Here is a 24,714-nt window from a genome sequence, read left to right as displayed (position 1 = left end):
CTTCATATTTTCTAATTACTATCGCTCTATTAATTACCTAGTGTTAAGTTAAGACCCAAAGAAATGGTGGTTGGTCTTGGGTAATTATTAAATCTGTCAATTCCAGGATTTGCCAATCCGCTCATGTCAATTTCAGGATCTACACCATCGTAGCCTGTAAATACAGCTAAGTTTTCTCCCAATAGGTATACACGCAATTTAGAGTTGGATTTCTCAAACGGAATGGTGTAACCCAAGCTCATAGACTGTAATCTGAAGAAAGAAGCATCCTCAATCCAGTAGCTAGAGTAGGTAGGAGAAGGTTCATTAATACCGCTACCTAGATAATCATCTGGAACATTATAGGCAGGCAAACGATTTGGATTGTACAATACCATGTTGGTAGCGTTCAATACTTCTTGCCCGAACATTCCGTAACCTGTAATGGCAAAGTCGAAATTGGAGTAGGTGAAGTTCATGGCCAATCCCATAGATAGGTCCGGTTGAATGTTTCCTATGTCTGTTTTTTCTTCGCTCAGGATGAAGTTTCCATTTTCATCCAAACCAGAACTTTCGTATCCCCAAAAGGTTCCAACAGGGTAACCCTCGGCAATGATTTGAGAGAATTGGTTGGACAATCCTGACAAGCCATGAAGCGATCCACTGTAGATCACATCGGTTTCATAAGTTTGGTTGGATAGCTTTTCTATCTTTTGTTTGTTATGTGCCATGGTAAGGTTGGCATCCCAAGTAAACTTATCGGTGTTGATGATGTTTGCGTTTAAGCTCAACTCAATCCCCTTGTTGGAAAGTTCCCCCACGTTAGCTAACATGGTTCCCACCAAATAAGGCGGCTGAGGTACTTCGTAAGTGTACAAGAGGTCTTTAGTGTATTTGTTGTACCACTCAATAGTACCATTCAAGAAGTTGAACAAACTAAAGTCCAAACCAATGTTGAACTGCTCAGTAGTTTCCCACTTCAAGTCTGGATTTGGGTTTTGTGTTGGTGAATAGGCTAAACTCCAATCGCCGGTTGCAGGGTCGTAGTAAGAATCGTTTCCTACTCCAAGGATTGATAGAGACTTGTACTCGCCAATTCCATCTTGGTTACCGGTTACCCCATATCCAGCACGAAGTTTTAGGTTGTTCAACCAACTGGAGTCTTCCAAAAATGCTTCATTGGAAATTCTCCAAGCTACCGAGGCCGAAGGGAAGGTTCCCCATTTGTTGTTTTTACCAAAGCGACTTGATCCATCCTCTCTAATAGTTGCGGTAAGCATAAAGCGGCTGTCGAAGCTATAGTTGGCTCTTGCAAAGAAAGACACCAAACGCGATTTCCCTTTATAGGAGTACACATCACCAATACGGTAGTTGGTACCCGCTCCAAGGTTGTTGTAACCAAAAGCATTGGTCACAAATCCACTACGTTGGGCTCCAAAACCTTCGTATACATTTTCAAGGAAGGAATATCCACCCATTAAGTTCAGGTTATTCTTTCCAAATTCCTTGGTGTAGTTTAAATAGGTCTCCAACTGCATGTTGGTATATTCCCCATAGGTTTTTTGGGCATAACCGTTTTCGGTAATCCCTTCCAAAATAGCATAAGAAGGCTTGTATGTATTTCCTGTGCTTGCATTATGCTCGTAGGAAAGGTTCAATACGGCCTTAAGGTCTGTACAAAGATCGGCCTCTGTTTTAAAGTATCCCAACAGGCGGTTGCGCTTGCTGTCTGCGGTACGGTTGGTCAAGATTTCCACAGGGTTTTCGTATAAGGTTCCATCTACGGAAGTGAAATTCCCGTTTTCATCATATACTGGGATGGTTGGATTTAAGTTGAAGGCACGCTCAAAGATGCGGTAATCCAACGGATTCCATTTGTCAACGGTAGCAAACATTCCTGCATCAAACTTTAACTTCTTGTCCATGGCATATTGGTAAATGCTCAAGTTTCCACTCAAACGCTCCAATCCTGTAGTTTTGATGATCCCTTTATTGTCCAAATAAGACACCGATGCTCTTAAACCATTATACTCTGCTCCAGAAGCTAAGCTTACGGTATGCGACATGGTTGCTGAGGTTGTCTGCAATTCTTCCTGCCAATCGGTGTTGCCACCGTAGTCGATAGCACCCGTAACATTATTGTCACGTACATATTGACGCCATTGGTTGGCCGAAAGCATGTCTAGGTTGTTGCTGGCATAACTAATCCCGGTATACCCGTTATAAGTCACGTTGAAACCAGATTTTTGGCTCTTTGTGGTAATGATAATGACCCCATTGGCTCCTCTAGATCCGTAAATGGCGGTAGCCGAAGCATCCTTAAGAACGTCTATGGTTTTAATGTCGTTTGGTTGAACAGTGTTGATGTCTACCCCCGGAATCCCGTCTACTACCACCAACGGATTGTTGCTGGCCGTTAAGGAGGTGCCTCCTCTAAGGCGTAAGGACGCACCACTACTTGGATCTCCTGTACCTTGTATTACGGTTAAACCTGCTACCTTCCCTTGTAGTACCTGCTCTGTAGAAGAAATCACCCCTTTTTCAAGCTCGTCTGCCGATACGGTAGAAATAGCTCCGGTAAGGTCCGATTTTCTCATAGTACCATAACCAACGGCTACCAGTTCTACAGCGTCCAAGGCATAGGCATCTTCCTGAAGGGTCACTTGCAAAGGCAAAGCCGTATTGGCGGTAATGTTAATGGTTTGTGTGGCATATCCTAAATAGGAAATTTGAATGTCATTGCCGGTGGTCACTTGTAAGCTGAACTTTCCATCAAAGTCTGCTGTGGTTCCATTGGAGGTACCTACCTCCAAGATCGTGGCACCGGCCAATTCTAATCCGTTGTTGTCAAATACGGTTCCTGTTACCAAAAGCTTTTCTTGGGCATAGGCTGTCACAGACAGGCAACACAGGAGCAATAGAGCAAACAACGCCTTAAAAGTCCTGAATGGATTTGGACTTTTGTGTATGTTTTTAAGTGTCATTCTAATCGATGTTTTAAAGTGATAGTATTAGTTAGTCTAGAGTTTTCAATGGAAGAGTAGTGTCAATTATGGTATTGCCCTGGTTGTCTACTACCAATACCTGAATTTCGGTAAGGTTAGGAATGCCCTCTAACAGGGTAGGCAAATCGATAAACCCTTTGATCTCGTCCATATTGCCCGAGAATTCACCATTGATTTCCGTACTGCCCGCTGTAATCGTATAGATCAAGGTATTGATGCCTGTTTCGTTATTGATACGGGAAATTTGTAGAAAGTCCTTTTGACTGATCTGCAACGGAAAGAATCTAAACTCTGGTGGTGGTGGCGGAATATATTCAGCGGCATAGATTACCAGTTCAGGTGAAGTGCCTGCCCAGTCGTCCTTTACAAACAAAAAGGTAATATTCTCCATGATAAAGCCTTCTGGAATATCATTATAGTACTCTGAAGGAATCAAGTCCATTTTGTAAAAGCCGTCCCCCATGTCTTTCAACTTGGTCTTTTCCACAATCTCTGGGAGCCACGATTGGTATTCTTGTAAAATGGCCCAAGTGTTCATTCCGGAATGCATGTGTACGCTAGTAGCGTCTGCAAAACCATCTACCAAATTGGAGTTGAACAGGATGCTCAAACCTCCATCCAAGGTGGCTTCGGTTGGATAGGAACGCATCATTTCATCTGCTGTAAAGAAGGAGTCTATTGGCGTGTAGGGCATGTTGGCCACTTCGGTTTGTTTGCTTCCTGTAAGGTCTTTTAAACGGAACCAAAAGCCTGCACTAGCGGCAATGTCCTCTGCACTCATAGAAAAGTACTCAGTAGGGGTTAAGGTAAAGCTCCAAATAAAATTGCCTTCATAACTAAGGTGCGCGAACTCTGAGGAGTTTTCCCAGTTGCCTGCATCGGGTTCGCTTGGTGACCAGATCCAGATGTATACGTCTTCGTTTTCGGCAAGGGTGGTACCCGAAAGGTCAAAGTACCAAGTGACCTCCTCGCTGTATTGGTACACTACCGGGTAGGACCACATAGAACCAACCGACCCTACCAACTCCTGAGCCTGTGTCAGGTTGGGGATGAGGTACAGTGCCATTAATAAGGTATATAATAGTTTCTTCATTAGTGTTAGATTAGTTGTTAGCCATTAAGTTGAATACATAGGATACAAATGGAGTTCCGCCCGAAGTGCGCACCAAAGTAATTTGCATCTGTGCGTTGGTGCCAGGTACCGCTGTAAGCTGTAGTACATCGGTAAGGTTGGTGTGGGCCGCATCGCTATACAGATGGATCAGGATAGGATTGGCCGTGGTAGGCTGAAAAGGCGTGCTCAACTCATAGTACCCACTGGCAGCAAACAAAGGCGGCACATTGCCCATTACCTCATAGGTGGTAGGCTTGTTGTCGCCATCTACATTAAAGGTAATTTGGAAGGTGTCATAATTGAACCAAGTGCTCAAGTTTTGTTCGTTGGGGGAGATGTTGCTGGCCTTGGCCACCTCGTCCACCATTTTTAGGTTCATCAAGTTCCATTGGCCCGCGATTTTTTCGTACACGGTAATGGGGGCTACATAACTCCCATCATCGGATTTGTTGCATCCAAAAAATGCCAAGAAACCAATGATCATTAGAAACCGAATGTTAGTGTATTTCATAAAAAAAGTAATTGGTGATTGTTAGACTTGTACCACTCCTAAAAAGCGATGGTCTAAATTATCTGTTAAGAAATCCTTAAAAAAAAGATTGAGTTAAAATCAAAGTGTTTCAAGACGGAAAATTCTCCTAAAACGTTGTAGTATATGGGTTTATTGAAATTGGTAAATGGAAAAAATCAAGATGATATTAAGAAAAATCAAAGTGTTTTTTGCTGAAAATAATGTGGATTTCATAATATAAAAGGCATGTTTTTTGCTAATTCGCAAATAAAGCTCTTTTAATTCGTTTAAAAATAATGCCGCTAATCATTTATTGTCAATTTGACAATAAGTACTTGTTTTTTATACCTAATTGAGACGTGTCGTGGTTCGTATTTGGTTTTGGGTAGTTGGAGAATGGAATGGGTTTGTATTTGGCAAGAGTCTATTAATTATATCAAATTTAAATTGTAGTGGTAAGGAGTTGGTTGTCATGGATAAGGAGTTGTGACGTATAAAATGATATGTTGAAGTAAGAATATTCTCTTATATTTAGCACTTTTTTTAACATTAAACCAACATTTATGAAAACAAAATTTGTACTATTATTAGCGATTTCTCTATTGTTTAACTGTTCTTCAGATGACAGTGATTCTTCTCCAAGTTCTAATTGTGATACAGATATCCCTTTTTTGCAAGAGGGGAATAGCTGGACCTATCAGATGACCGTTTTTGGTTTTGATAATGGAGAGGCAAGTATGACTGTAGGTCAATGCAATGGATCGGGTTATGAGGTAGAGCGTGTGGTCCCGAATCTTTCAACAGGGCAATTGGAAACTGGTACGGATTTATGGATGCAAGATGGAGACTATTTGATAAACGAGGTGGACAATGGTACTGGTACCGTAGCTCAAATCTATAAGAAAAATGTGAGTGTAGGAGATGTTTGGACCTATACTAGAGGTGATGGCCATACGGTTACTCATGAAGTGGTGGCTGTAGATTCTTTAATTACTGTGCCTGCAGGTACTTTTTCTTGTAATGTTTTTAAACACACTACTACTTCTGCAATTAATGAAACATATATTTGTTGGAATGAGGATTTTGGAAATATTAAAGAAGATGGCATGGGATGGTTTGGTCTGGAGTTGATAGACTATCAGGTAAACTAATTCCAACTTCATAATATCTAAAGCACTCGCCTTAAACGAGTGCTTTTTTCTTTTAATAGTTCCTGTGTTTTTGAAACCTTTCCTTTTTATACCTTATTATCTATAGTTGATACTAGCATTATATAGGATACTTTCGTAATTTTATCCTTATCTTAACATCTACCAACCATGAAGCAACTGTTTTTAAAAATTCTCTTAGGCTTAATAGCTTTACTGATTAGTGGAGGCATCACTTTACTTTGGATGAACTATATGACTGAAATGTTCACGACAGATATGATAAAGTATAGTGCTGTTGGAGCATTTCAGTTGGTAGGGATGTTAGTTGTTTACCATTATTTAAAGCGCATGGTTTGTAAAGCATCGTCCAAAACTTCCTAAGGTATCGCGCATAGCGACTCTTCATATTTTCTTTTTAATACTAACTGATTGTCTTTTTGGGAGGTAGAGGAATTTGTCTAAACCTTGAATTTTTAGCGGCCTGTAAGTTGTAGTCTTTTATTTATATATTTTAAGTAGTCACTGTCAATTTGTAATCGATTGTTTCGATGAAGTGTTAAAAAATTGCGTTCCAGTACATTATGTGGAAATTATAGGAAATTTTTATACTGCATATTCAACTTGTTTTATTATATTGGTCACGCTATCAGACACAAAGGTCTAAATCCCTATTGTGTCAACATAATTACAAACAATGTCCTGACCAAGTATCTTGTTTGTTGGATGAGCTATCCCGCCATCCGAAATTATAAACCCACATTAATTAAACAATAACTAAAGTTAGTAATCCATTAACTAGAACTATATGCATACCAAAAATTTAAAAGTAGCCTTAGGCCTTGTATCCTTTGTGTTGGGGCTTGGCTTAAGCTTACAGATTAGAACCAATGTTGCCGAGGTTATGCCATCCTCCTTATTTCTCAATGTATTAACCCTTGTTTTTACTGCTATAGGTACCCTTACAATGTACCGTCAACTCATGCGCCTTTTGTATGTAAAAACTACTGCGTAGCATCGGATTGAGTACTAAGTAGGCAAATATTTAGGGTTTTTTTTAGTCCTACCTCAGGAGATTGTCAAGATAAGCTCTTGCTAGCAAAAGTTGATGCCCTTGCTATTGTTGTGTGTTTGTTATATGTTATATTGTAATTCTGTAATTTATAGTAACCAACAAAATCCTATTATATCATGCAACGTATTAGAATTTTTTTGTTAATAGTGGGTGTCCTTATGATTGTAATTAATGCTTTGGCTTTGGATTATTCCAATTTATCATGGAGCCAAAACAGAGATGATTATATGCAAGTACTTATTTGGGTGCTCATTATAATAAGTGCCGGAGGATCCTATCTCCATGCTAATAAAGAGCAATAGGCCTTGTTATGTTTTCCTTAACTTCGGAATGACAAAAGATGTGTAGTGAAATTGCTGCCATACATTTGTATTGCATACCACTTCTTTGCGATAGATTCTAAACTTCCTTTAACTTGAATTTTATAACCCATTTATAAACAATTATTTGTTGATAATAAATGGGAGTTGTTTATGGTTGTGTATTGAAAATGAATATCTTGAGGTATGTAAGCTAGCCTAAAAATACTAAGCAAAATAGTAGGTCGACTTTTATAAAGGGGGCCCAGGCCTAGCACACTTAGATTTATCTTTTCCCTGAGATATAGTGATGAAAGCCTAAGCCAGCAGCCAAAAACTCAAGTAATTTTGTGCTGCTGGTCTTGGCATGTTTGCATGAGAACAATGTTTGGGGTGTTCATTATTTCGATAGGTACTTTCCTCTCTTTTTGTTGTGTTTTTGTTTTGATGTCTTCACATGAAGTCGCACTTAAATATACTGTTCGATTATAGTTCAGTGCTATTTGGGTGGAAGTTACCTTGGAACGAATAAAGGTTGGATAAATATAGATTTACTGTGGGAGGGAATAATATGTTGAATTTGTGAATTCTTGATAGTATATATTTGATTTTAACGAAAAAGATTATAATTTCTTAGGCTTTTTGGATTTAAAAAGTATTTTTGGCAACTTAATTTTACTGTTTACTATGTCTAATATTTGTAAGTGTTTTACACCTAATATGTTATTGGCTATTTAAGTAAATAGTATTGTTGGATAAAAGACGATTGATAGGAACGGAAAGGAATAATAGGAAATTATAAACAACCATAAATTTTTAAAAATGAATAGAATTAAATTTATTACAACCGCAATTTTAGTATCATCAATTTTTACCTTTAATTCCTGTAGCGATGATGATGATTCCTGTAATGAATCTGTTTGGTATCAAGATTTGGACGGTGATGGATATGGAAATGCGTTGGAAACTCAGTCTTCATGTAGCCAACCCGAAAATTATGTTGACAACGCAGATGACATTGATGATACAGATGCAACTCTAAATATAGTTAATATTTGGCAGGGGGAAACCATGACATTTATTAAAGAGAACAATGCAGATTGGACTATGGAATCTAACCAGGACAGAATTACCGATAATGTATGGATTACAAGAGCAGATACTAAAGGTATTTTTAATATAGCCGTTGAGGGAGATTATACAGATTTTGAAAGCCCTGAAGATACAGAATGGGCTTTCGGTACGACCGAAGAATTAGGGTCTTTGACTTTTGATACATGGGAAGACACCAACGCTAGTAATCCTCCAAGTACAGTTGACCAAGACATGGTGCTGCATTTAATTACAGATGACATTTATATTGATATTAAATTTACGTCTTGGACAGGAGGTGGCCAAGGCGGAGGCTTCAGCTATGAGCGCTCAACCATGAATTAATCCTATTTAATTCGGCATATAAAACAAATAAGATGTTAAGTGTTATTGCCCGTTCCAAAGTATGTTGGAGCGGGTTTGTTTTTTTGGGAATTGGGTAATGATCGAGGAAAGTTAGTTTTACTTGCTGTGAGAATACCTCTCTTTATCTCCTTCACTGCCTATCTTTTAAGATTTTAACGAAAAGCCTGTGTTTTTATTATTTTGTAGGGTAAATCTGCTATATTTGATAGGTGGATCTCACAATAATAAGTGTATAACTCAGAGGTAACTGACGAGTGGAGTAGGCTAAGTCAACAAGGCGTATCGGATTGTATAGCATAAAATTGAAATACTAACTTAAAACCAACCATACTATGATTTTAAAAAAAATGCTTTTTGTTGCCTTATTAACGGTTTCCTTAACATGTTTTGGCCAGATTGTCAATACCGATATTGATAACTACAAAACTTTTAAAGAAGGTACTTCCTATTTTGTGAAAAGCGACGACGAATCACTAAATGCTTACATGAATGAGTTTTTGGCAGATTATTGGACAGTTAATCCTTATAAAATAATCGATGCTTCTGAATTGGATGCCACGGTAGGGGAGCATGCTTATTTTGTGAATTTCTTAGAACATCATTATGAGAATAGATCTAGTACCATGGCTCAGGAGTATACCCTATTACAACTAACAATGTTTAGGGAGTTGACGGAGGCCAAAAAGAAGGGTAAGAAAAGGTATCCTAGAGATGTGTTGGGTACCGTAGAATTAAAGTATGTAGAGCCTAATGAAAAGTGGGAAATAACACCTGCAGAGTTGCGTTATGCCATCCGAATGTTGAATAACCAAATTGACTTTGTCTTTGAAATGAATTCGAGTAAGAATTTAAATTTTAAAGATTTCTTGGAAGTGGTGAACGATAAAAAGAAAGCTATTGTTAAAGAGAAAACGTGGTATTTGAATGACGAAGCCCTAAAATCTAAAGTTGATTCGGCTGAAAAAATTAAAAAGCTTTATAGTTATCCATTTGAATTAAAGAGTGAAGAGGAGATAGATGCTGCTGTTTTTAACCAAGAGGCCAATGTTGTTTATGGTAAAATGATTAGGTTGAGGACGTTGTATTTTTACCTGCTTATTGATGCAGAAACTAGTGAGCTTTTGTATGGACGGGTTACCTCGGGGATGTTTCTGGATTTGGTAGGTCCTAAATTCCTTAAAGATGTGAATAAGTAGAATTTAGGCTATATACGCTAACCAATAATTGGCGGATGCTATTAATTGATTTTAAACATTGTTATAGAGCAGGTTGTGGCTAGTTTAATAATTTCAATTAATATTAATAACAATCGAAATACTACTTGACATATCTCATATTTTGATGTTGGCGCTAATAGTTACAGCACCTTTTGCCTTATATTATATTCTAAAAAAGTTAAACATAACATTTCATTTGCTAATATACTCGGTAGTTGGAATATGTCTCCTGTTAATTTTAATTTGGACATTTGCTTGGTGGGTGGATAAAGCGGATTTGATATTGTTAAAACATTATGGTTATAATGATGATGCTATGGGAAGTGTTGGGATGTATGAAAATGTTAAGCCTGAGAATTTAGAAAAGGTGAAAACCATTCAAACTAGAATTATGGGAATTGGATGGCCTTTGAAAGCGATTTTTGGGAGTGTTATGATAATACCACTTTTAATGGTTGGGTATATAGTTGGTATGGTGGTTGAAGGGCTTCGGAAATATGTTTTAGAAAAGAAATATGTCGATTGAAACCGTTCAATAACAATTGCCCTATTTTGGAAATGACAGTAACTAACAACATAAAAAATACACTAACCAATACATAAGACAATAATAAAATTAAACCAACCTTTTATGAAACAAACAAAAAGTATTCTTGCCCTAATTTTGCTTAACCTAGGCCTTTTTTCCTGTACAACAGAGGATAGTACAAACACTCTAGACCCTAATCCATCAACGGTTAAATTGGTGAAAACTGAAGAAATTTCGGAAACCAAAAAAATAGACTATCTCTATCAAGATGATGGCCTCCTTGCAGGCATTACGGGTATTTATAACAGTTATGGCTATTCTCAGGGCTTAACCTATGATACAGCAGATAGACTTACACAATGGAGTCATCAAGAAACAGGAGCTTCTTCTTATAGTGATACCGCAAACTTTACCTATAATGCCAATGGCCAATTGGTAGGTTATGTTTCCAACAACGAAGATGTTACCTTAAGCTATGAAGGGACTACCGTAACCATGGAGGGGACCATAGAAGGCGATGCCAATGCACTGCTTGTATTGGAATTGGACAGCAATGGGCGTGTGGTGACGCTAACCGAAAGCTACCAGTACACCAACTTTAGCTATGATGCCAATGGGAATTTGGTTTCGGCACAGTCATTCGATACTTCCAACAACCCTGTAATGGAGTTTACTATTGGGTATGACGATAAAATCAATCCGTTTTACGGGCAATTGGAATCTATTTATCTGGAGCGTTTTATTGAATTCTTCTGGGAGTTTGAGGGGATTTTTATAAGTGGCTTTGGAGGTTATAACTTTCCGTTTCTGCAAAACAATATTACTTCTGTTACCCAAGTAGGGGGCAACACGGAAACCCGCACCTATACGTATGATGCTTCGGGATATCCTATACAAGTAAATGAGGGTGATTTGGAAGACAGTTTGCCGTATTCTATTACGTATTATTAAGAGCCGACAAGGTATTTAATCTTAGATTGTATGTTGCTCACTTTGTTTGGCTTAGTTTGAGAGCAATTATTTAAACCTACTGAAAGCATGAAACATATTATTTGGTTATTGTGTTTTGCATTCCTGTTTAACTGTGCAGGGGAAAAGATAATGGTAAGGGAGGCTGCAAAAGGTAATGGTTACATTATTGGAACTTTAACCATTGCTAGTGCTAAACCTAGATTTGAAAGCTTTTGGCTAAGTATTAAAAGTGAAGAAAGACAAAAGGGAGTATTAGGAAGACGCAATGGTATATCAATACGTAGAAGTTCTAGGCACTACAAAATGGCAGATAAAAGGGTGTACCTTTTTATAAAAGAACTCCAGGCAGGGAATTATGAATTTTTCAACTTTGATTTTTCTTATGGTTACGTAAGTTATGATTTAAAGGAGGAGTTTTCCATTCCGTTTACAGTAGAGGAAGGTGCTGTGCAATATATTGGAGATTTAACGTTCTACCCCTTTTTTAATGACAAAGGAAATACATTGGTTATAAGCAATCAGTGGAAAAGAGATCTTGAAGCATTTAAAGAGAAGTACCCTAGATTGAATTGGCCTAATGTTAAGGAAATGACCTTAGAAAAAGGTGAGGTAAATGAAATTATCATTGACTTTATAGAGGAAGTGAAATAAAGGCTGTTTGTGTGGAATGGCTTTGCTAGGTGTGTGAGCATCTGTTTAGGACTGCAAAGATGACTGAATTAAATTAAGATAAACGATGACTGTAATGAATCCTTTTTTGGTAACCGTATTATTGGTAGCCACCTTATTGACCTTTGTTATTACCGTGGTAGCATTAATTGATGTGTTAAAGAGTAAATTTAATGGCAACGATAAGTTGGTGTGGGTGTTGGTGCTCTTGTTTTTAAATGTTGTGGGAGCCATCCTTTATGTTGCCATTGGAAGAAAACAAAAGTTGAAAGACGAGAAGATAAGGCAATAAGGTATTCTTGATTCCTTAGGAGTATTCAATAAATTTTTCAATAGTATCGTAAACCAATTTTAAATATGAAACACTTACAATTAGTATTGATGTTATGCATTGGCTTAAGCTCTTGTTTGAGCTTTGGTCAAAACCAAGACTCTTTAAGGCAGGCCATGTTAGAACGCATGAAGGCCAATAACCAATTTCAGCAGGACATTTATAAGTTTAAAGGCAAAGTATTGCCTGAGTTTGCCTTGCCATTGCTTACTGGAGATACCTTGCATTCCACCTCATTAAAGGGCAAGCCAACCCTAATTAATTTCTGGTTTAAAGATTGTATGCCCTGTGTGGAGGAAATACCACTGCTGAATGAGATAACATCTGAATTTGGTGATGCCGTTAATTTTATTGCCATTACCTTTCATGATCAAGAGGGGGTGGAGGCCTTTTTAAAGCGTACAGCATTTAACTTTACCCATGTGGTAGGTGCAAGGGATTATATTAAGACCTTTGGGTTTTTTACTTGGCCCAAGACCTTGATTTTGGACAAAGATGGTAGTGTCACGGAGGTTATTGGGGGCATTCCAAAAGATCCCGAAGCAGAGGAAAAAAATAGGGAAGCACTTAAAAATCGTCTGAGAACCGAATTGAGGGAGTTGCTTTAGGTTGGTTATGAAACAACAAGAACTGAAAATTAATAGATATTGTTAATATGAGTTAAGGTGTCTTTAGATGAATTACAGTACAGTATGTTTTGTATAAAAATTCTTATATATTTAGGGTCGAAACTATAGGCGTTTGCGTAAAGCGATTTTTGTAGTTTCCACTTATTAAACAAACATTAACCCTAAATTAAATAAACTACTAAATGAAAACCAACTATGTATTTTTGTTCTTTTTATTTGTGTCATTACACATTTTTTCTCAAGAAAGGAAATCCAGTTTAGAAATTAATTATCCATTAGCTTTTGATGAGGGGTATCGTGAATTTAAAGGGATAATAGATGTTGGTTATAAATATCGCTTTTCGGAAGCGGAATTGTTTGTTTACGGAGCTTCTTTAACATTTGATTATATACAGGGTAGTCATCGTTTTAGTAACGAAGATTTAAAAAGGAACTACTATTTTGGTCATGCCAATGCCTTTGCGGAAATGACAATACCATCGGTTGAAAGGCTGCATCCTTATGCAGCTGTAGGCTTTACTTATTTAAATTATGATTATGAGTATCTTTATGGTTACGATTTACTTCTAGAAACTAGAGTAAGAAAAAAGAGTGCTTATGGGTTTAATTTAAAGTTGGGCGTGCAGTATGATGTTACAAATAGTTTCTTTGTTCAAACATATTTTCATTATGTAAGGGTTTATAGTAAAGGTGAGATTGATAATAAAGCTTTTGGGATTAATTATAATCAACTAAAGTTTGGAGTTGGTTTCAGATTTTAAAGTGAGAAGCAATTATTAAAACAGGAAATATACATCTTGCCGTTGCACTATGGCTTTATGCCTTTGTAGATGTTTTAAGAGGTTCTTTTGCAAAAAATGATAAACTTGTTTGGCTTAGTGTAGTTGTATGTCTTCAAGTGGTAGGGGCACTTTTATTTCTGTTTATTGGCAAAAAGCGAAAGCTGCAATTGGATTAATTGCATGAAAATGCTTAGTTGTATAGGAAGGCTAACCTTTTGCCTAAAGTGCTCATTACACAATGATGATGTTTGTTGGTTGTTTGAGTGTTGTTTGTGAGTTTATGTTTCACATTATTAGTTCGTTATCTTTTTATTGGTAAGAAAAAAGTTTCTTTTTTAATTTGAAATTCACTAATTTTAAAGGGCTGTATAGTGTTGGTATTTCTTAAGCTGAACAGCCCCAACTTCTTTATGTTTCCTTAGTTTTTGCAGTTCTGTGCGGTTTGTATTAATAGCATTTGCCTTGAATTTTAGTTTCCTACGTAACGTTTTATGCAACTTTTAATACACAACCTTATGAAAACAAAGCAACAGATTTTAATCGTGGCAGTCTTGTTACTGCAAACCTTGGTATTTGGTCAGGACACCGCTTATGAATTAAGAGACATCGTAGATATGCGAGGCTCCTCTTCGGAAGAAGTTCTTAAAGATAGAGGCTACCATCTGGAAAATGTGGATAAATCCTCCAACGGAATCTACCAAAATTGGTGGAACAGCAGACGGCGTCAATGTGTGACGGTACGCCTTGTGGATGGCAGGGTGCGCTCCGTGGTAAAATCCCCAGATTTTGATTGCAACAAGGATGGGGGCAGCTCCAATCACTCTTCCTATAGAGATGACGACATCAATTTGTATGATCTTAGAGGAATGTCGGAATCAAGAGCTTCTACCAGATTGCAGGATCATGGGTATAAGGTGGTGAAAAGTTATGGCTCAAATGTCATTTCAATGTACTGGCAGCATAATAGGAGCGATAAATGTTTGTTGATGCTGGTAAAGGATGACGATGTGTCTTCTGTAACAAAAGTGAATTCGTCTTTATGCTCTGGAGGCAGCAGTTCTAGCAGCCATCATTCCAGTCATAATAGTCGAGAATATGGCAGGGGAGTGACCCTTTACAAAGATTGTGGCTTTAAAGGCGGCAACGTGACTTTGGGGGTTGGACGTTATGACCATGATGAATTGGGGATCGGTAATGATAATTTGTCATCAATTGAAGTGCCTCGGGGCTATAGAATTACCATTTATCAAAATGAGGGTTATGGTGGACGCAGCAAAACCTACTATGACGATGTAAGCTGCCTAACCCATGACGATATGAACGACCGTACTTCCAGTATTAGAATTGAAAGGGATTAGATAAGAATATTTTTTTTGAGCTGTGAGCTCGAAAATGACAATCAACTGGAGCACCATGCAATTGCTGGTGCTTTTTTATGGTCCGTTTCTAAAACATTGGATATTGCTTATCTTTAGAATGCTCAAAAAATATTTTGCCCATGAAAAAAGTGTTAACACTTCTCTTTTTATTAACGGTGACCGTGTGCGTTTCGCAAGCCTCGTTTTCTACTCCAACATTGGCTGATTGCGCATTGGAGCTGACCCAGCAAAAGGTGACCTACGATCCTAGTTATTTTTCAATAGCCTACCCTAATGGAGATGTCCCTGCCGATAAGGGGGTGTGCACCGATGTCGTCATCAGAGCTTATAGAAAAATTGGGGTGGATCTTCAAAAAGAAGTGCATGAGGATATGAAAGCTAACTTTGGTCGTTACCCTAATATTTGGGGTTTGCATACTACCGACCGGAATATTGATCATAGACGGGTACCCAATTTAATGACATTTTTTAATAGAAAGGGAGCTGCAATACCTGTTACCCAAAAGGCCAAAGACTACCTGCCTGGAGATATTGTCTGTTGGAATTTAGGAGGAGCCATCACCCATATAGGTATTGTAGTTAATAAGAAGTCTGGCGATGGTGAACGATATTTGATTGTCCATAATATTGGTAGTGGGCAGGTAATGGAAGATTGCTTGTTTGATTTTACAATCATTGGTCATTATAGGTATGTAAAATAATGCCTATTTCTGAAAAGAAGGCGCTTGGAATATGAAGCAATTTTGTTAAGTGGCTGAAATCTTTTGTGTTAGGTTGCGTAAAATGTTTATATTTAGCGTTCTACATGCTAAGATTCTAAACATATGATAAGTGACTTTTGGAAAGAAGAATGGAAAACCATTGTATTTGATGATAAGATAGCCGATACCGAAAAGTTTAAAATCTCCAATTACGGACGTGTTATAAACTGTAAGGGAGATATAGAAGTGTTGGTTAATAAAACCTATATCAATGGCTATCAAAATTTACCGGTTAAACAAAAAAGGAACGGAAAATCTACCAGCCGTTATGTGCACAAATTGGTAGCTCAGCACTTCCTTGAACAAAAGGACGGTATTTATGTCATTCACCTTAATTATGATAAAACCGATAATAGGGTCTTGAATTTGAAATGGGCCACCAAAAAGGAAAAGGAGCAGCACCAGTTCAAAAACCCTATCTATCAAGGGCCACGCAAACGAACGTATTCAAAATTAAGCGAGGCCAAAGTGAAGCTTCTAAAACGTAAAATCCATGATCCAAACCGTAGGACCCGTTTAAAAATGATTGCCAAGCAGTTTGGGATTTCCGAAATGCAGTTATACCGAATCAAAAATGGTGAGAATTGGGGCTCGGTAACCGATTATTAATATATCTCCTCGAAAAACGATCCTTTTTGTAGCTTCCAGCTGTTATAATGCAGAATGGTTTAAAATTATAGTTCAGAATTGATATTTAACTACCAGTTAATCAGTTTGTTATGTAATTGTTTTACCTTTAGAGGGTTAATTTTTAAAGTCAATATTCATGGGGAAATTAGATAACTATTCAGAAGAGGAATGGCATGTAGTAGCCTCCGTTCCGCAGTTGGTCGGTGCTACAATGGCCAGTGCTGGTTTTAGTGGAATTGTAGGCTCCGGTAAGGAGTTGTTTGCTACTGTTCGTAGTATGATGGGAGCCAAGGAAACCTATGCCAACAACCCGTTAATTACAGCTATTATTCCAGATCCAGAAGCGGCTAAAGAAGCGATGTCTGATGCCAGTGTACAGCGCAAGCAGTTTGTAAACAGAGTCAAGGAGGCCCAGATAAATTCAAAGGAAGGGCTGACTAAATTAGTGTTGGAGGACTGTCGAAAAGCCCTGTCCATTGTAAAGGAAAAGGAACCCGAGACTGTTGTGGAAGATTATAAAGCCTGGGTGCTCAACATTGCTGAAACGGTAGCCAATACTGCTAAGGAAGGTGGCTTTTTAGGTTTCGGAGGTGAACAATTTAGTGAGAATGAGCAGAAGTTGTTTGCGGAGTTAAAGCAAGTGTTTCAATAGGTTTAAGGCCATAATTTGATAGGAATTGTGATGGGATTAAGTCTCAGTAGCTGATTGTTGGTTCATTTGTAAGAAATTTGGGTTATATTGTCTTCGTCTTTAAGCTGCCCCAACAGCTCATGGGCGTATTTAATAATGAACTTATAAAACCTACTTATGAAACAGTTATGTATGTGGATGCTGGCATTCACTGTGTTTACAGCCTCGGCACAAATTTCTTTCAATACTGGTAACATCCAGTTAGACTCCGATTTAAATACGATCAATGCGCGTGCCAGCGCAGATTTTGGAGCTTTTAAAACAGACATGCAACTATCTTACAATGTGTCTGAAAAGAGCATTGACTATATGACGGGTAATTTGCACATGGCTTTTGGAGAAGTGTATCTGGCCTTGGAAATTGCCAAAATCACCCGTAAACCTTTAAAAGATGTGCTAGTCTGCTATCAGTCAAACAAAAGCAAAGGCTGGGGCTATATTGCCAAACAGATGGGGATCAAGCCAGGCTCGGCAGAATTCCATCAGCTTAAAAATAGCGCAAAGTCCAAAAAGGGAAAGGGGGCTTCTAAAAAGAAATCAAAAGGTAAGGGGGAAAAGCATTAATGGCTTGCTCAAAATAGAGTGTTCTTAATTATGTATTGTTTCAACTTGTTGATTTTTAAAAGATTGTGTAATTTCTTTATCTTTGTGTTTTTCTTAAAATCAAGGAGTTATGAAGCAGTTAGTGATTTTTTTAGGGGTGTTTTTCATCAGTTTGCTATCTCTCCAAGCCCAAGATAAGGAAGTGGCTTTTGTGGGGACGATGGCCCCAGATTTCAGTCTTAAGGATTTAAATGGCAATATTGTTACATCCGAATCCTATCGGGGGAGTTATTTGGTAATCCATATTGCCACAACTTGGTGTCCGTTTTGTAATGCTGAAGCACCCTATTTGGTGGAATTGGCCAATGAGTATGATGGCAAGAATGTGAAGGTTTTGATAATTGATGTGAAGGAACCACAGACCTTAGTTCAGGAGAAGTTACAGGATCGGTTTGCCTTTCCTTTTCCAGTGTTGTTGGATGAGGATGGTGCGGTTGCCGCAAGTTTTGCTCCTGAAGGTGTTTTGCCGGATTTGGCTCGTGATGAGGTGATGTTGGCTTCAAATTTGTTGATAGATCCACTAGGCAAAATTCAGTTTTTGTCCCTTTTGGATTCCAAAAATTTTGATGCCAAATTGTTGGCTCTTAAGTCCAGGCTTGATGAACTGCTTTCTAAACAGTAAGTTATTCTTCATAGGTGCTCTAGGGATTGCCAACCTAATAAATGCCCAAACGCAATGGGTGCAAATTCAGGATACAATATACCAGGTGCAAAAGGGTAAAAATACTGTTGAACTTGAGTTTTTCATTTCGGAGGGTTACCATATTCAAGCAAATACAAATGTTTTGGACTGGGTGTCTCCTTCCGTATTGAACATGGAAACCATAGATGCATTGACTGATGTTACCGTGTGTTTTCCAGAATCTCATGAAATTTTTCTTGAAGGTATTGAAGATCCATTAAAAGTCTTTTCAAACAGACTTTTGGTGAAGGTTGAATTTAGCATTTCTAGAATTACTGAGCCTTCTATGCTTTGGAAGGGAAGCTTGTGGTATCAAGCCTGTGATGATAAACAATGTTTTTACCCAAGGAATCTGCCCGTTACATTACGATTAAATCTTGATTAAAAAAGTAAGAGAATTTGTAAAGCAAAGCGCTTTTTTTGTAAATTAGAAGAAGGCTAATTCCTTCTTTCAGACATTCGTATTTGAAAATGACCAACAAATAGCCGTCCCAACTACACTATACTTTCCCGCTTAAACGCCTCAGTGATACCGCCAATTTAACCTTTTGCATTATTTGAAAGGATTCATGGGCAGGCCCTCAGAACATAAACTTGGTAGGTCAAGGAACAAAAGTCTATTGTATTGTGGGCTTGTTATCGTCTTGACAAGTGCTATTACGTTTTTGTTTTTAAAGGGCTGTGAACAACATGATACAGAGCCTTTGGTCTCTCCCAATGAAACCAATCTCGATGTATACGCCCAAAACTATGATCCTGCTACCTTGGGTGATTCCGAAGAAGATGCCATTATAAAATACGGTTTCCAATTGTTCAGTCAAACCCCAAGGTATATTGGTCCTGATAATGGCGACCAGGAGATGGTTTTTCAAGGCAACCGATTGGCATGTAAAAATTGCCATCTCAATGCTGGGACCAAAGCATATTCGGCCCCATTGATAGGAATCATTCAGCGGTTTCCACAATTCCGGGGTCGTGAAAATAAAATGGGGACTATTCAGGAGCGGATTAATGGCTGTTTTGAACGCAGTATGAATGGGAAAATGCTTCCTGAAGAAAGTAAGGAAATGGTTGCTTTGGTAAAGTACCTGGAATGGCTCAGCAGATTTGCTCCCGAGGACGGTAAAATCAAAGGGCAGGGCTTTATGAAAATCTTTATCCCCAACCGCGCGGTCAATTTGGAGAACGGCAAACAAGTATTTTCAAAGAATTGTGCGGTTTGCCATACACCAACTGGAAAGGGTGTGATGGATGCCAATGGCTATACCTATTTATATCCGCCTTTGTGGGGAGAGGATTCCTTTAATCACGGGGCTGGAATGGCACGGGTGATTACGGCGGCCCAATTTATTAAGGCTAATATGCCTTTTGGCACCACCTATGATGCCCCTGAATTGACAGATGACGAAGCCTATGACGTAGCTGGCTATATCAACCAACAGTTGCGGCCTCAGAAGGCGCATCCCGAAAAGGATTTCCCCGATCTTCTTAAAAAACCCGTTTCTACTCCTTACCCTCCTTATGCCGATGATTTTCCTTTGGAACAGCACCAAATGGGCCCTTTTCAGCCCATTATGGAATTTTATAAAACCACGTATAACATAACCAAAAACAAATAATTATGAAAACAACCAAAAGTAATTCAAGACGGCAATTTCTAGGGGCCTTAGCCCTAGGTGCCACAGCTAGTACCTTATCGGTACTAACCAATCCAATCTATGCCAATATTCCTATGGATGATAGCAAGAAACTTTCAGAGGCAGAGGCATGGCTCAAAAACATTAAGGGAACTCATCGTATAGTGTATGATGGGTCGAAACCACACCATGGCTTCCCAATTATTTGGAATTGGGCATATTACCTGAGCAACAATAGTATGGGGGTGTTGGATAAAGAAATGACGGCGGTAACAGTGCTGCGTCATGATGCCATACCTCTTGCTATGAAAGACTCGTTATGGCAGAAGTATCCATTGGGAGAAATGTTTAAAGTGAATATGAGTGACGGTAAGGCCTATACCCGTAATCCTTATTATGAACCGAAAGAAGGGGATTTTCCAATGGCGCAAATTGAAGGAATCAAGCGCATGCAGGAGCGCGGGGCCTTATTTTGTGTATGTGATCTAGCGATTCAAGTGTATAGTGGAGGAGCTGCTTTAAAAATGGGCATAGATCCTAAGGAGGCTTACCAAGATTGGGTCAATGCAGTACTTCCGGGTATTCAATTGGTGCCTTCTGGCGTTTGGGCTTTAGGACGTGCGCAGGAGCAAGGCTGTGGCTATATTTTCGCTGGAGAATAAAATAGTAGAATTATGAAAACAATTATAAAAGTAGTCTGCGTCTTCATGTTATCAAATATGTTTATGATGGCGCAGCAAGTTCCTGTGAAAATTGTATTTGACGTTACCAGTTCCGATACCAAGGTGCATCAATCCACAGTACGACATGTAAAAGCGATGTCGCAGGCCTACCCAAATTCTCAGTTTGAAGTAGTGATGTACAGTGGAGCCATTGAAATGGTGCTCAAGGACAAATCTGTGGTAGCAGAGGACTTGGGAGCTCTGGTCAAAAAGGACAATGTGGATTTTGTGATTTGCCAAGGGACCATGAAGCGCTATAAAGCCAAAGACTCCGATTTGATCCCGGGCGTAAGGAGTGTTCCCGATGGGATTTTGGAAATTGTAGAAAAGCAGCAACAGGGATGGAGTTACATAAAGGAAGGGCGGTAGTTATCATTTATCCGCAGTTGTATACATATTAATTTTGAAAGCCGCATGCCATGCGGTTTTCTTTTGAAATGGAATGGCAATGCAATATTGTGAATCCGTCAAATTTTATAATCTATCATTAAAAATTGTTTATTTTAGGCCAAACTTTTGAAGCTTTCCTTAAAGAACCTATAGGAAATTTAATTTGCTTGCATGGCCCACAGAATTATTGTCTTACTTTTTTTAAGTTTAGGTTTAGTGTCTTTTACTAATCAAAAGCTAACTGTTTTACAGCAGTTAGACGATGTGCTGGGAAAGAAAGAGCTTTATATTCGAAACAAGTATACCACTATTGATGCGCTCAAGGATGAGGTGCATAAATATACCCTCAGCCAAGATAATCACCGCCTTTACGATACCTATTTAAAGTTGTTCAATGAATACCGATCGTTTAAGTACGATTCGGCGTATTATTTTTTGGACAAAGCCAAAGCAAGGGCCTTGGTATTGCAGGATTCACAATTATTGGACAAGGCCAAGATTAAGGAAGGGTTTGTATTGATGTCTTCCGGTTTGTTTAAGGAGGCCTTGGATACCCTTCACAGTATTGACGTGACTCGGTTGGATAGCAACAGTCAATTTCAATATTATGCAGTTAAGGCAAGGTCTTATTACGATTTAGCTGATTACAATAAAGACGAACGCTTTAGCATCCATTACATACAGCAAGGGACTCAATTTTTGGAAAGGGCCTTAGAGTTAGCGGAACCCAATACTAACGAATATTGGGCTACCGAGAGTTTGAAGCGCATGAAACAGCAAGACTGGGAAGGGGCCGAATTCGCCTTTAAATATTGGATTAACAATTTCCAGTTGCCATCAGAGTATTATGGGATTGCCACCTCTAGTTTGGGATATATTTACTCGGAAGAAGGTTATCCTCAAAAGGCAATTGAATATTTGGCTTTGGCAGCAATTGCCGATGTGAAGCATGCTACCAAAGAAACGGTAGCGCTCAGAAACTTGGCCAATGAGCTTTTTAAAATGGGCGATTTGGAGAAGGCCAACCGCTATATTGGATTGGCTATGGAAGATGCAACTTTTTACAATGCGCGACACCGAAAAATTGAGATATCTAAAATTCTGCCAATTATTGAAAAAGCTCAGTTGAACAAGGTAGAAAGCCAAAATAATAAACTAGCAGGCATAGTTATTTTATTGACAGTTCTTTCGGTAATTATTATCGTGTTTTTGGTGATTATTTTCAAACAGCTTCAGGTTCGAAATAAGTCTAGAAAGGCAATGGCCAATTCTTATGCCAAGTTGCAGGAAATGAATAAAAGTTTGAGTGAGTCTGATGCGATTAAGCAGGAATATATTAAGTATTTTATCAATGCCACTTCAGATTTCATCAATAAAATAGACCATATTCAAAAGAGTACCATTCAAAAGATGATTGCCAAAAAGCATAATGAGGTCATCCCAAATTTAAAGCGGTATAATGTCAAGGAAGAACGCGAACAGTTGTTCCATCAATTTGATGAAATCTTTCTAAAACTCTTTCCAACGTTTATTGATGACTTTAATAAGCTCTTCCCTGAAGATCAGGTCACAGCTGTAAAGCGTGGCGATTTGTTAAATACTGAACTGCGTATTTTTGCCCTTTACCGTTTGGGAATACAAGACAGTAGTCAAATTGCCCAATTTTTAGAACTCACGGTTTCAACAATTTATACTTACAAGGCGCGCATCAAGGCGCGATCCAATTATAAAGAGGACTTCGATGAAAAAATTATGGAAATTAGAGCTATTTAGTTAGCCTCTTTTTCGCTTTGGATTTTAGCCAAATTCGTCAACATTTCCTCGGTCATTTTCGACATGTCGAAAGAGTGTGACCAATTCCAGTCGTTTCTAGCAATAGAATCGTCAATGCTTTTTGGCCAACTATCTGCAATATCCTGTCTGAAGTCTGGCTTATAAGAAATGCTGAATTCAGGAATGTGCTTTTTAATTTCCTCAGCCAATTGCGCTGGCGTAAAACTAATTGCTGCTACATTGTAGGAAGAACGGATGCTAAGGCTATCGGCATCGGCTTGCATAAGGTCTACCGTAGCATTAATGGCATCGTCCATAAACATCATTGGCAATTCAGTTGCTTCAGAAAGGAAACATTCATAAGTGCCGTCAGCCAAAGCTTTATGGTAGATTTCCACGGCGTAATCTGTGGTCCCTCCACCAGGAAGGGTTTTCCAACTGATGATGCCAGGGTAACGGATGCTTCGTACATCCACACCATATTTGTTATGGTAGTATTCACACCAACGTTCTCCAACCTGTTTGGTGATTCCATAAACGGTGGTTGGTTCCATAACCGTATGTTGAGGGGTGTTTACTTTTGGAGTTGTAGGCCCAAAAACGGCAATACTGGAAGGCCAAAATACATGCTTGATAAAACCGTCTTTGGCCAAATTCAACACATGGAATAAGGAGTCCATATTTAGATCCCAGGCTTTTATTGGGTATTTTTCACCTGTGGCACTCAACATGGCCGCCATTAAGTAAATGGTATCAATTTGATATTTTTCAACACATACTTTTATGGAAGCGTAGTCTTGAGCATCTACTATTTCAAATATCCCAGAGTTTACCACATCAAGGTTGTTGTAATTGATGTCGCTGGCAATCACATTGTCGTTTCCATAAATGCTGCGAAGTCTCGCGGTTAATTCAGATCCTATTTGCCCACAAGCGCCAATAATTAATATTTTTGATGACATAAACTGATGATATTTGATTTTTTTGCAAAAGTAATAAGAATATGGTGTCCGAAAAACAGATTAATGAAATATATGTATGGTTTAACATAAGAAGTCTGAAGATAAGATTCGCTATATTTGTGTCCTGATTTTAATTACGTTAATAGCAACGAAATATGCATATTTTTAAAACAGCCTTGCTGTGCTGCAGTGCCCTGTTGGTGGTTTCCTGCGGAGGGGATTCCCAAACCCAAACCGTTATTGTAAATGAAACAAGGGAGGACCCCAATCAAATTACTTCCAAGGATATTGAGGCACTTGATTTTACCGATTATCTACTAAATTCCAGCTCGCAATCCAAAATAGCCGATTGGGAAAAACTACACGAACTTAATACACAGGCCGAGTTTTTAAGAAAGGGAGATTTGTCTTTTTTCGCGGGGTCAGATTCCATTGTAAAAGTGTTTGTTGGGGAGTTTAAGGCTGAAATTCCTGCCACTGTAAAGACCAATGTCATCAAGGCAAGGGTTACAGCTTTGGAGACCAAATTGTTAAAGTTGAATGCCGATACCGATTTGGATAACATTGCTAAGGAAGTGTTGCTTCAGGATATCAAGGAATTTTTGGAAGCCTTGGCCAATCTTAATCTTCAAATCAACAAGAAATTCGAAAAGGACGCCAATAACGTTGGTAGGCCGGAGTAAATTATGTTGATGCTTCAATTTTAACATATAAAGTTCTGTTAATTTGTAACAAATGCAACAATTAAACTTCTAATGTAACTAAT

At 38.5% G+C, this 24,714-nt stretch carries 29 protein-coding genes; 25 read left to right on the top strand and 4 right to left on the bottom strand.

All coding sequences use genetic code 11. The features are described 5' to 3' along the window. Positions 1-29 precede the first annotated feature (29 nt). Genes ZA05_RS04405 through ZA05_RS04395 form a run of 3 tightly spaced genes read right to left on the bottom strand, consistent with a single transcriptional unit; the run spans position 30 to position 4,609 of the window. Positions 30-2,963 carry a TonB-dependent receptor gene (locus ZA05_RS04405; RefSeq protein ID WP_082333672.1) on the bottom strand — a complete coding sequence of 978 codons (2,934 nt, stop codon included), beginning with the start codon at positions 2,961-2,963 and terminating at the stop codon, positions 30-32. 31 nt (positions 2,964-2,994) lie between these two features. Then, complete coding sequence (locus tag ZA05_RS04400) at positions 2,995-4,077, bottom strand: hypothetical protein (RefSeq protein WP_053990473.1); 1,083 nt, start codon at positions 4,075-4,077, stop codon at positions 2,995-2,997. A gap of 10 nt (positions 4,078-4,087) precedes the next feature. Continuing rightward, positions 4,088-4,609 carry a DUF5004 domain-containing protein gene (locus tag ZA05_RS04395; protein ID WP_053990472.1) on the bottom strand — a complete coding sequence of 174 codons (522 nt, stop codon included), beginning with the start codon at positions 4,607-4,609 and terminating at the stop codon, positions 4,088-4,090. Between the two features lie 563 nt (positions 4,610-5,172). Here ZA05_RS04395 and ZA05_RS04390 point away from each other — a divergent pair. From ZA05_RS04390 to ZA05_RS04280, 24 genes are all read left to right on the top strand, one after another. Continuing rightward, positions 5,173-5,760: a hypothetical protein gene (locus ZA05_RS04390; RefSeq protein ID WP_053990471.1), complete on the top strand. Its 588-nt coding sequence runs from the start codon at positions 5,173-5,175 to the stop codon at positions 5,758-5,760. A gap of 168 nt (positions 5,761-5,928) precedes the next feature. Then, positions 5,929-6,141: a hypothetical protein gene (locus ZA05_RS04385; RefSeq protein ID WP_053990470.1), complete on the top strand. Its 213-nt coding sequence runs from the start codon at positions 5,929-5,931 to the stop codon at positions 6,139-6,141. A 424-nt stretch (positions 6,142-6,565) separates the two neighbouring features. Beyond that, the gene (locus tag ZA05_RS04380; RefSeq protein ID WP_053990469.1) at positions 6,566-6,772 is read left to right on the top strand and encodes a hypothetical protein; all 207 of its coding nucleotides are present in this window, start codon (positions 6,566-6,568) and stop codon (positions 6,770-6,772) included. Between the two features lie 218 nt (positions 6,773-6,990). Beyond that, positions 6,991-7,134: a hypothetical protein gene (locus ZA05_RS04375; RefSeq protein WP_197276044.1), complete on the top strand. Its 144-nt coding sequence runs from the start codon at positions 6,991-6,993 to the stop codon at positions 7,132-7,134. Between the two features lie 819 nt (positions 7,135-7,953). Then, a complete protein-coding gene (locus tag ZA05_RS04370; protein WP_053990467.1) occupies positions 7,954-8,568 on the top strand; it encodes a hypothetical protein in 615 nt (204 codons plus the stop codon). 353 nt (positions 8,569-8,921) lie between these two features. Continuing rightward, positions 8,922-9,785, top strand: a complete 864-nt coding sequence (locus ZA05_RS04365) for a hypothetical protein (RefSeq protein WP_053990466.1) — start codon at positions 8,922-8,924, stop codon at positions 9,783-9,785. Between the two features lie 283 nt (positions 9,786-10,068). Next, positions 10,069-10,332 carry a hypothetical protein gene (locus ZA05_RS04360; RefSeq protein ID WP_157514507.1) on the top strand — a complete coding sequence of 88 codons (264 nt, stop codon included), beginning with the start codon at positions 10,069-10,071 and terminating at the stop codon, positions 10,330-10,332. Positions 10,333-10,437: 105 nt separating this feature from the next. Next, complete coding sequence (locus ZA05_RS04355; protein ID WP_053990464.1) at positions 10,438-11,286, top strand: hypothetical protein; 849 nt, start codon at positions 10,438-10,440, stop codon at positions 11,284-11,286. Between the two features lie 87 nt (positions 11,287-11,373). Beyond that, entirely contained in the window at positions 11,374-11,958 is a 585-nt protein-coding gene (locus ZA05_RS04350; protein ID WP_053990463.1) for a hypothetical protein, read from the top strand. A gap of 85 nt (positions 11,959-12,043) precedes the next feature. Further along, a complete protein-coding gene (locus tag ZA05_RS04345; RefSeq protein WP_082333671.1) occupies positions 12,044-12,268 on the top strand; it encodes a PLDc N-terminal domain-containing protein in 225 nt (74 codons plus the stop codon). A gap of 65 nt (positions 12,269-12,333) precedes the next feature. Beyond that, complete coding sequence (locus ZA05_RS04340; RefSeq protein WP_053990461.1) at positions 12,334-12,915, top strand: TlpA disulfide reductase family protein; 582 nt, start codon at positions 12,334-12,336, stop codon at positions 12,913-12,915. A 203-nt stretch (positions 12,916-13,118) separates the two neighbouring features. Next, the gene (locus tag ZA05_RS04335) at positions 13,119-13,697 is read left to right on the top strand and encodes an outer membrane protein (RefSeq protein WP_053990460.1); all 579 of its coding nucleotides are present in this window, start codon (positions 13,119-13,121) and stop codon (positions 13,695-13,697) included. Between the two features lie 11 nt (positions 13,698-13,708). Further along, positions 13,709-13,894, top strand: a complete 186-nt coding sequence (locus ZA05_RS18575; RefSeq protein WP_082333689.1) for a PLD nuclease N-terminal domain-containing protein — start codon at positions 13,709-13,711, stop codon at positions 13,892-13,894. Between the two features lie 339 nt (positions 13,895-14,233). Then, positions 14,234-15,076 carry a hypothetical protein gene (locus ZA05_RS04330; protein ID WP_157514506.1) on the top strand — a complete coding sequence of 281 codons (843 nt, stop codon included), beginning with the start codon at positions 14,234-14,236 and terminating at the stop codon, positions 15,074-15,076. Positions 15,077-15,216: 140 nt separating this feature from the next. After that, on the top strand, positions 15,217-15,798 hold the full coding sequence (locus ZA05_RS04325; RefSeq protein WP_053990458.1) for a DUF1287 domain-containing protein: 582 nt from the start codon (positions 15,217-15,219) through the stop codon (positions 15,796-15,798). A 123-nt stretch (positions 15,799-15,921) separates the two neighbouring features. Further along, a complete protein-coding gene (locus ZA05_RS04320; RefSeq protein ID WP_053990457.1) occupies positions 15,922-16,467 on the top strand; it encodes an HNH endonuclease in 546 nt (181 codons plus the stop codon). A gap of 157 nt (positions 16,468-16,624) precedes the next feature. After that, on the top strand, positions 16,625-17,140 hold the full coding sequence (locus ZA05_RS04315) for a hypothetical protein (protein ID WP_053990456.1): 516 nt from the start codon (positions 16,625-16,627) through the stop codon (positions 17,138-17,140). Positions 17,141-17,296: 156 nt separating this feature from the next. After that, positions 17,297-17,743 (top strand): hypothetical protein, encoded by a 447-nt coding sequence (locus ZA05_RS04310; protein WP_157514505.1) that lies wholly within the window; start codon positions 17,297-17,299, stop codon positions 17,741-17,743. Between the two features lie 109 nt (positions 17,744-17,852). After that, positions 17,853-18,404, top strand: a complete 552-nt coding sequence (locus tag ZA05_RS04305) for a peroxiredoxin (RefSeq protein ID WP_053990454.1) — start codon at positions 17,853-17,855, stop codon at positions 18,402-18,404. Continuing rightward, a complete protein-coding gene (locus ZA05_RS04300; RefSeq protein WP_053990453.1) occupies positions 18,382-18,849 on the top strand; it encodes a protein-disulfide reductase DsbD domain-containing protein in 468 nt (155 codons plus the stop codon). The genes ZA05_RS04305 and ZA05_RS04300 overlap by 23 nt, the downstream gene beginning before the upstream one ends. 259 nt (positions 18,850-19,108) lie before the next feature. Then, on the top strand, positions 19,109-20,083 hold the full coding sequence (locus tag ZA05_RS04295; RefSeq protein WP_231632446.1) for a c-type cytochrome: 975 nt from the start codon (positions 19,109-19,111) through the stop codon (positions 20,081-20,083). 2 nt (positions 20,084-20,085) lie between these two features. Then, positions 20,086-20,763: a Tat (twin-arginine translocation) pathway signal sequence containing protein gene (locus ZA05_RS04290; RefSeq protein ID WP_053990451.1), complete on the top strand. Its 678-nt coding sequence runs from the start codon at positions 20,086-20,088 to the stop codon at positions 20,761-20,763. 12 nt (positions 20,764-20,775) lie between these two features. Then, on the top strand, positions 20,776-21,192 hold the full coding sequence (locus ZA05_RS04285) for a DsrE family protein (protein ID WP_053990450.1): 417 nt from the start codon (positions 20,776-20,778) through the stop codon (positions 21,190-21,192). A 237-nt stretch (positions 21,193-21,429) separates the two neighbouring features. Then, entirely contained in the window at positions 21,430-22,986 is a 1,557-nt protein-coding gene (locus tag ZA05_RS04280) for a DUF6377 domain-containing protein (protein WP_231632445.1), read from the top strand. On the opposite strand, the gene ZA05_RS04275 is transcribed toward ZA05_RS04280, so the two are convergent. Then, positions 22,983-23,948, bottom strand: a complete 966-nt coding sequence (locus tag ZA05_RS04275) for an NAD-dependent epimerase/dehydratase family protein (RefSeq protein WP_053990449.1) — start codon at positions 23,946-23,948, stop codon at positions 22,983-22,985. The genes ZA05_RS04280 and ZA05_RS04275 overlap by 4 nt on opposite strands. 155 nt (positions 23,949-24,103) lie before the next feature. Between ZA05_RS04275 and ZA05_RS04270 the strand changes: the two genes are divergently transcribed. Beyond that, complete coding sequence (locus ZA05_RS04270; protein ID WP_053990448.1) at positions 24,104-24,631, top strand: hypothetical protein; 528 nt, start codon at positions 24,104-24,106, stop codon at positions 24,629-24,631. The last annotated feature ends 83 nt before the right edge of the window (positions 24,632-24,714 follow it).

Source organism: Mangrovimonas sp. TPBH4 (assembly GCF_001280505.1).
GTDB lineage: Bacteria > Bacteroidota > Bacteroidia > Flavobacteriales > Flavobacteriaceae > Mangrovimonas_A.
The sequence above is the reverse complement of the archived record's forward strand: the minus strand, read 5'-3'. Positions and strand labels throughout refer to the sequence as shown.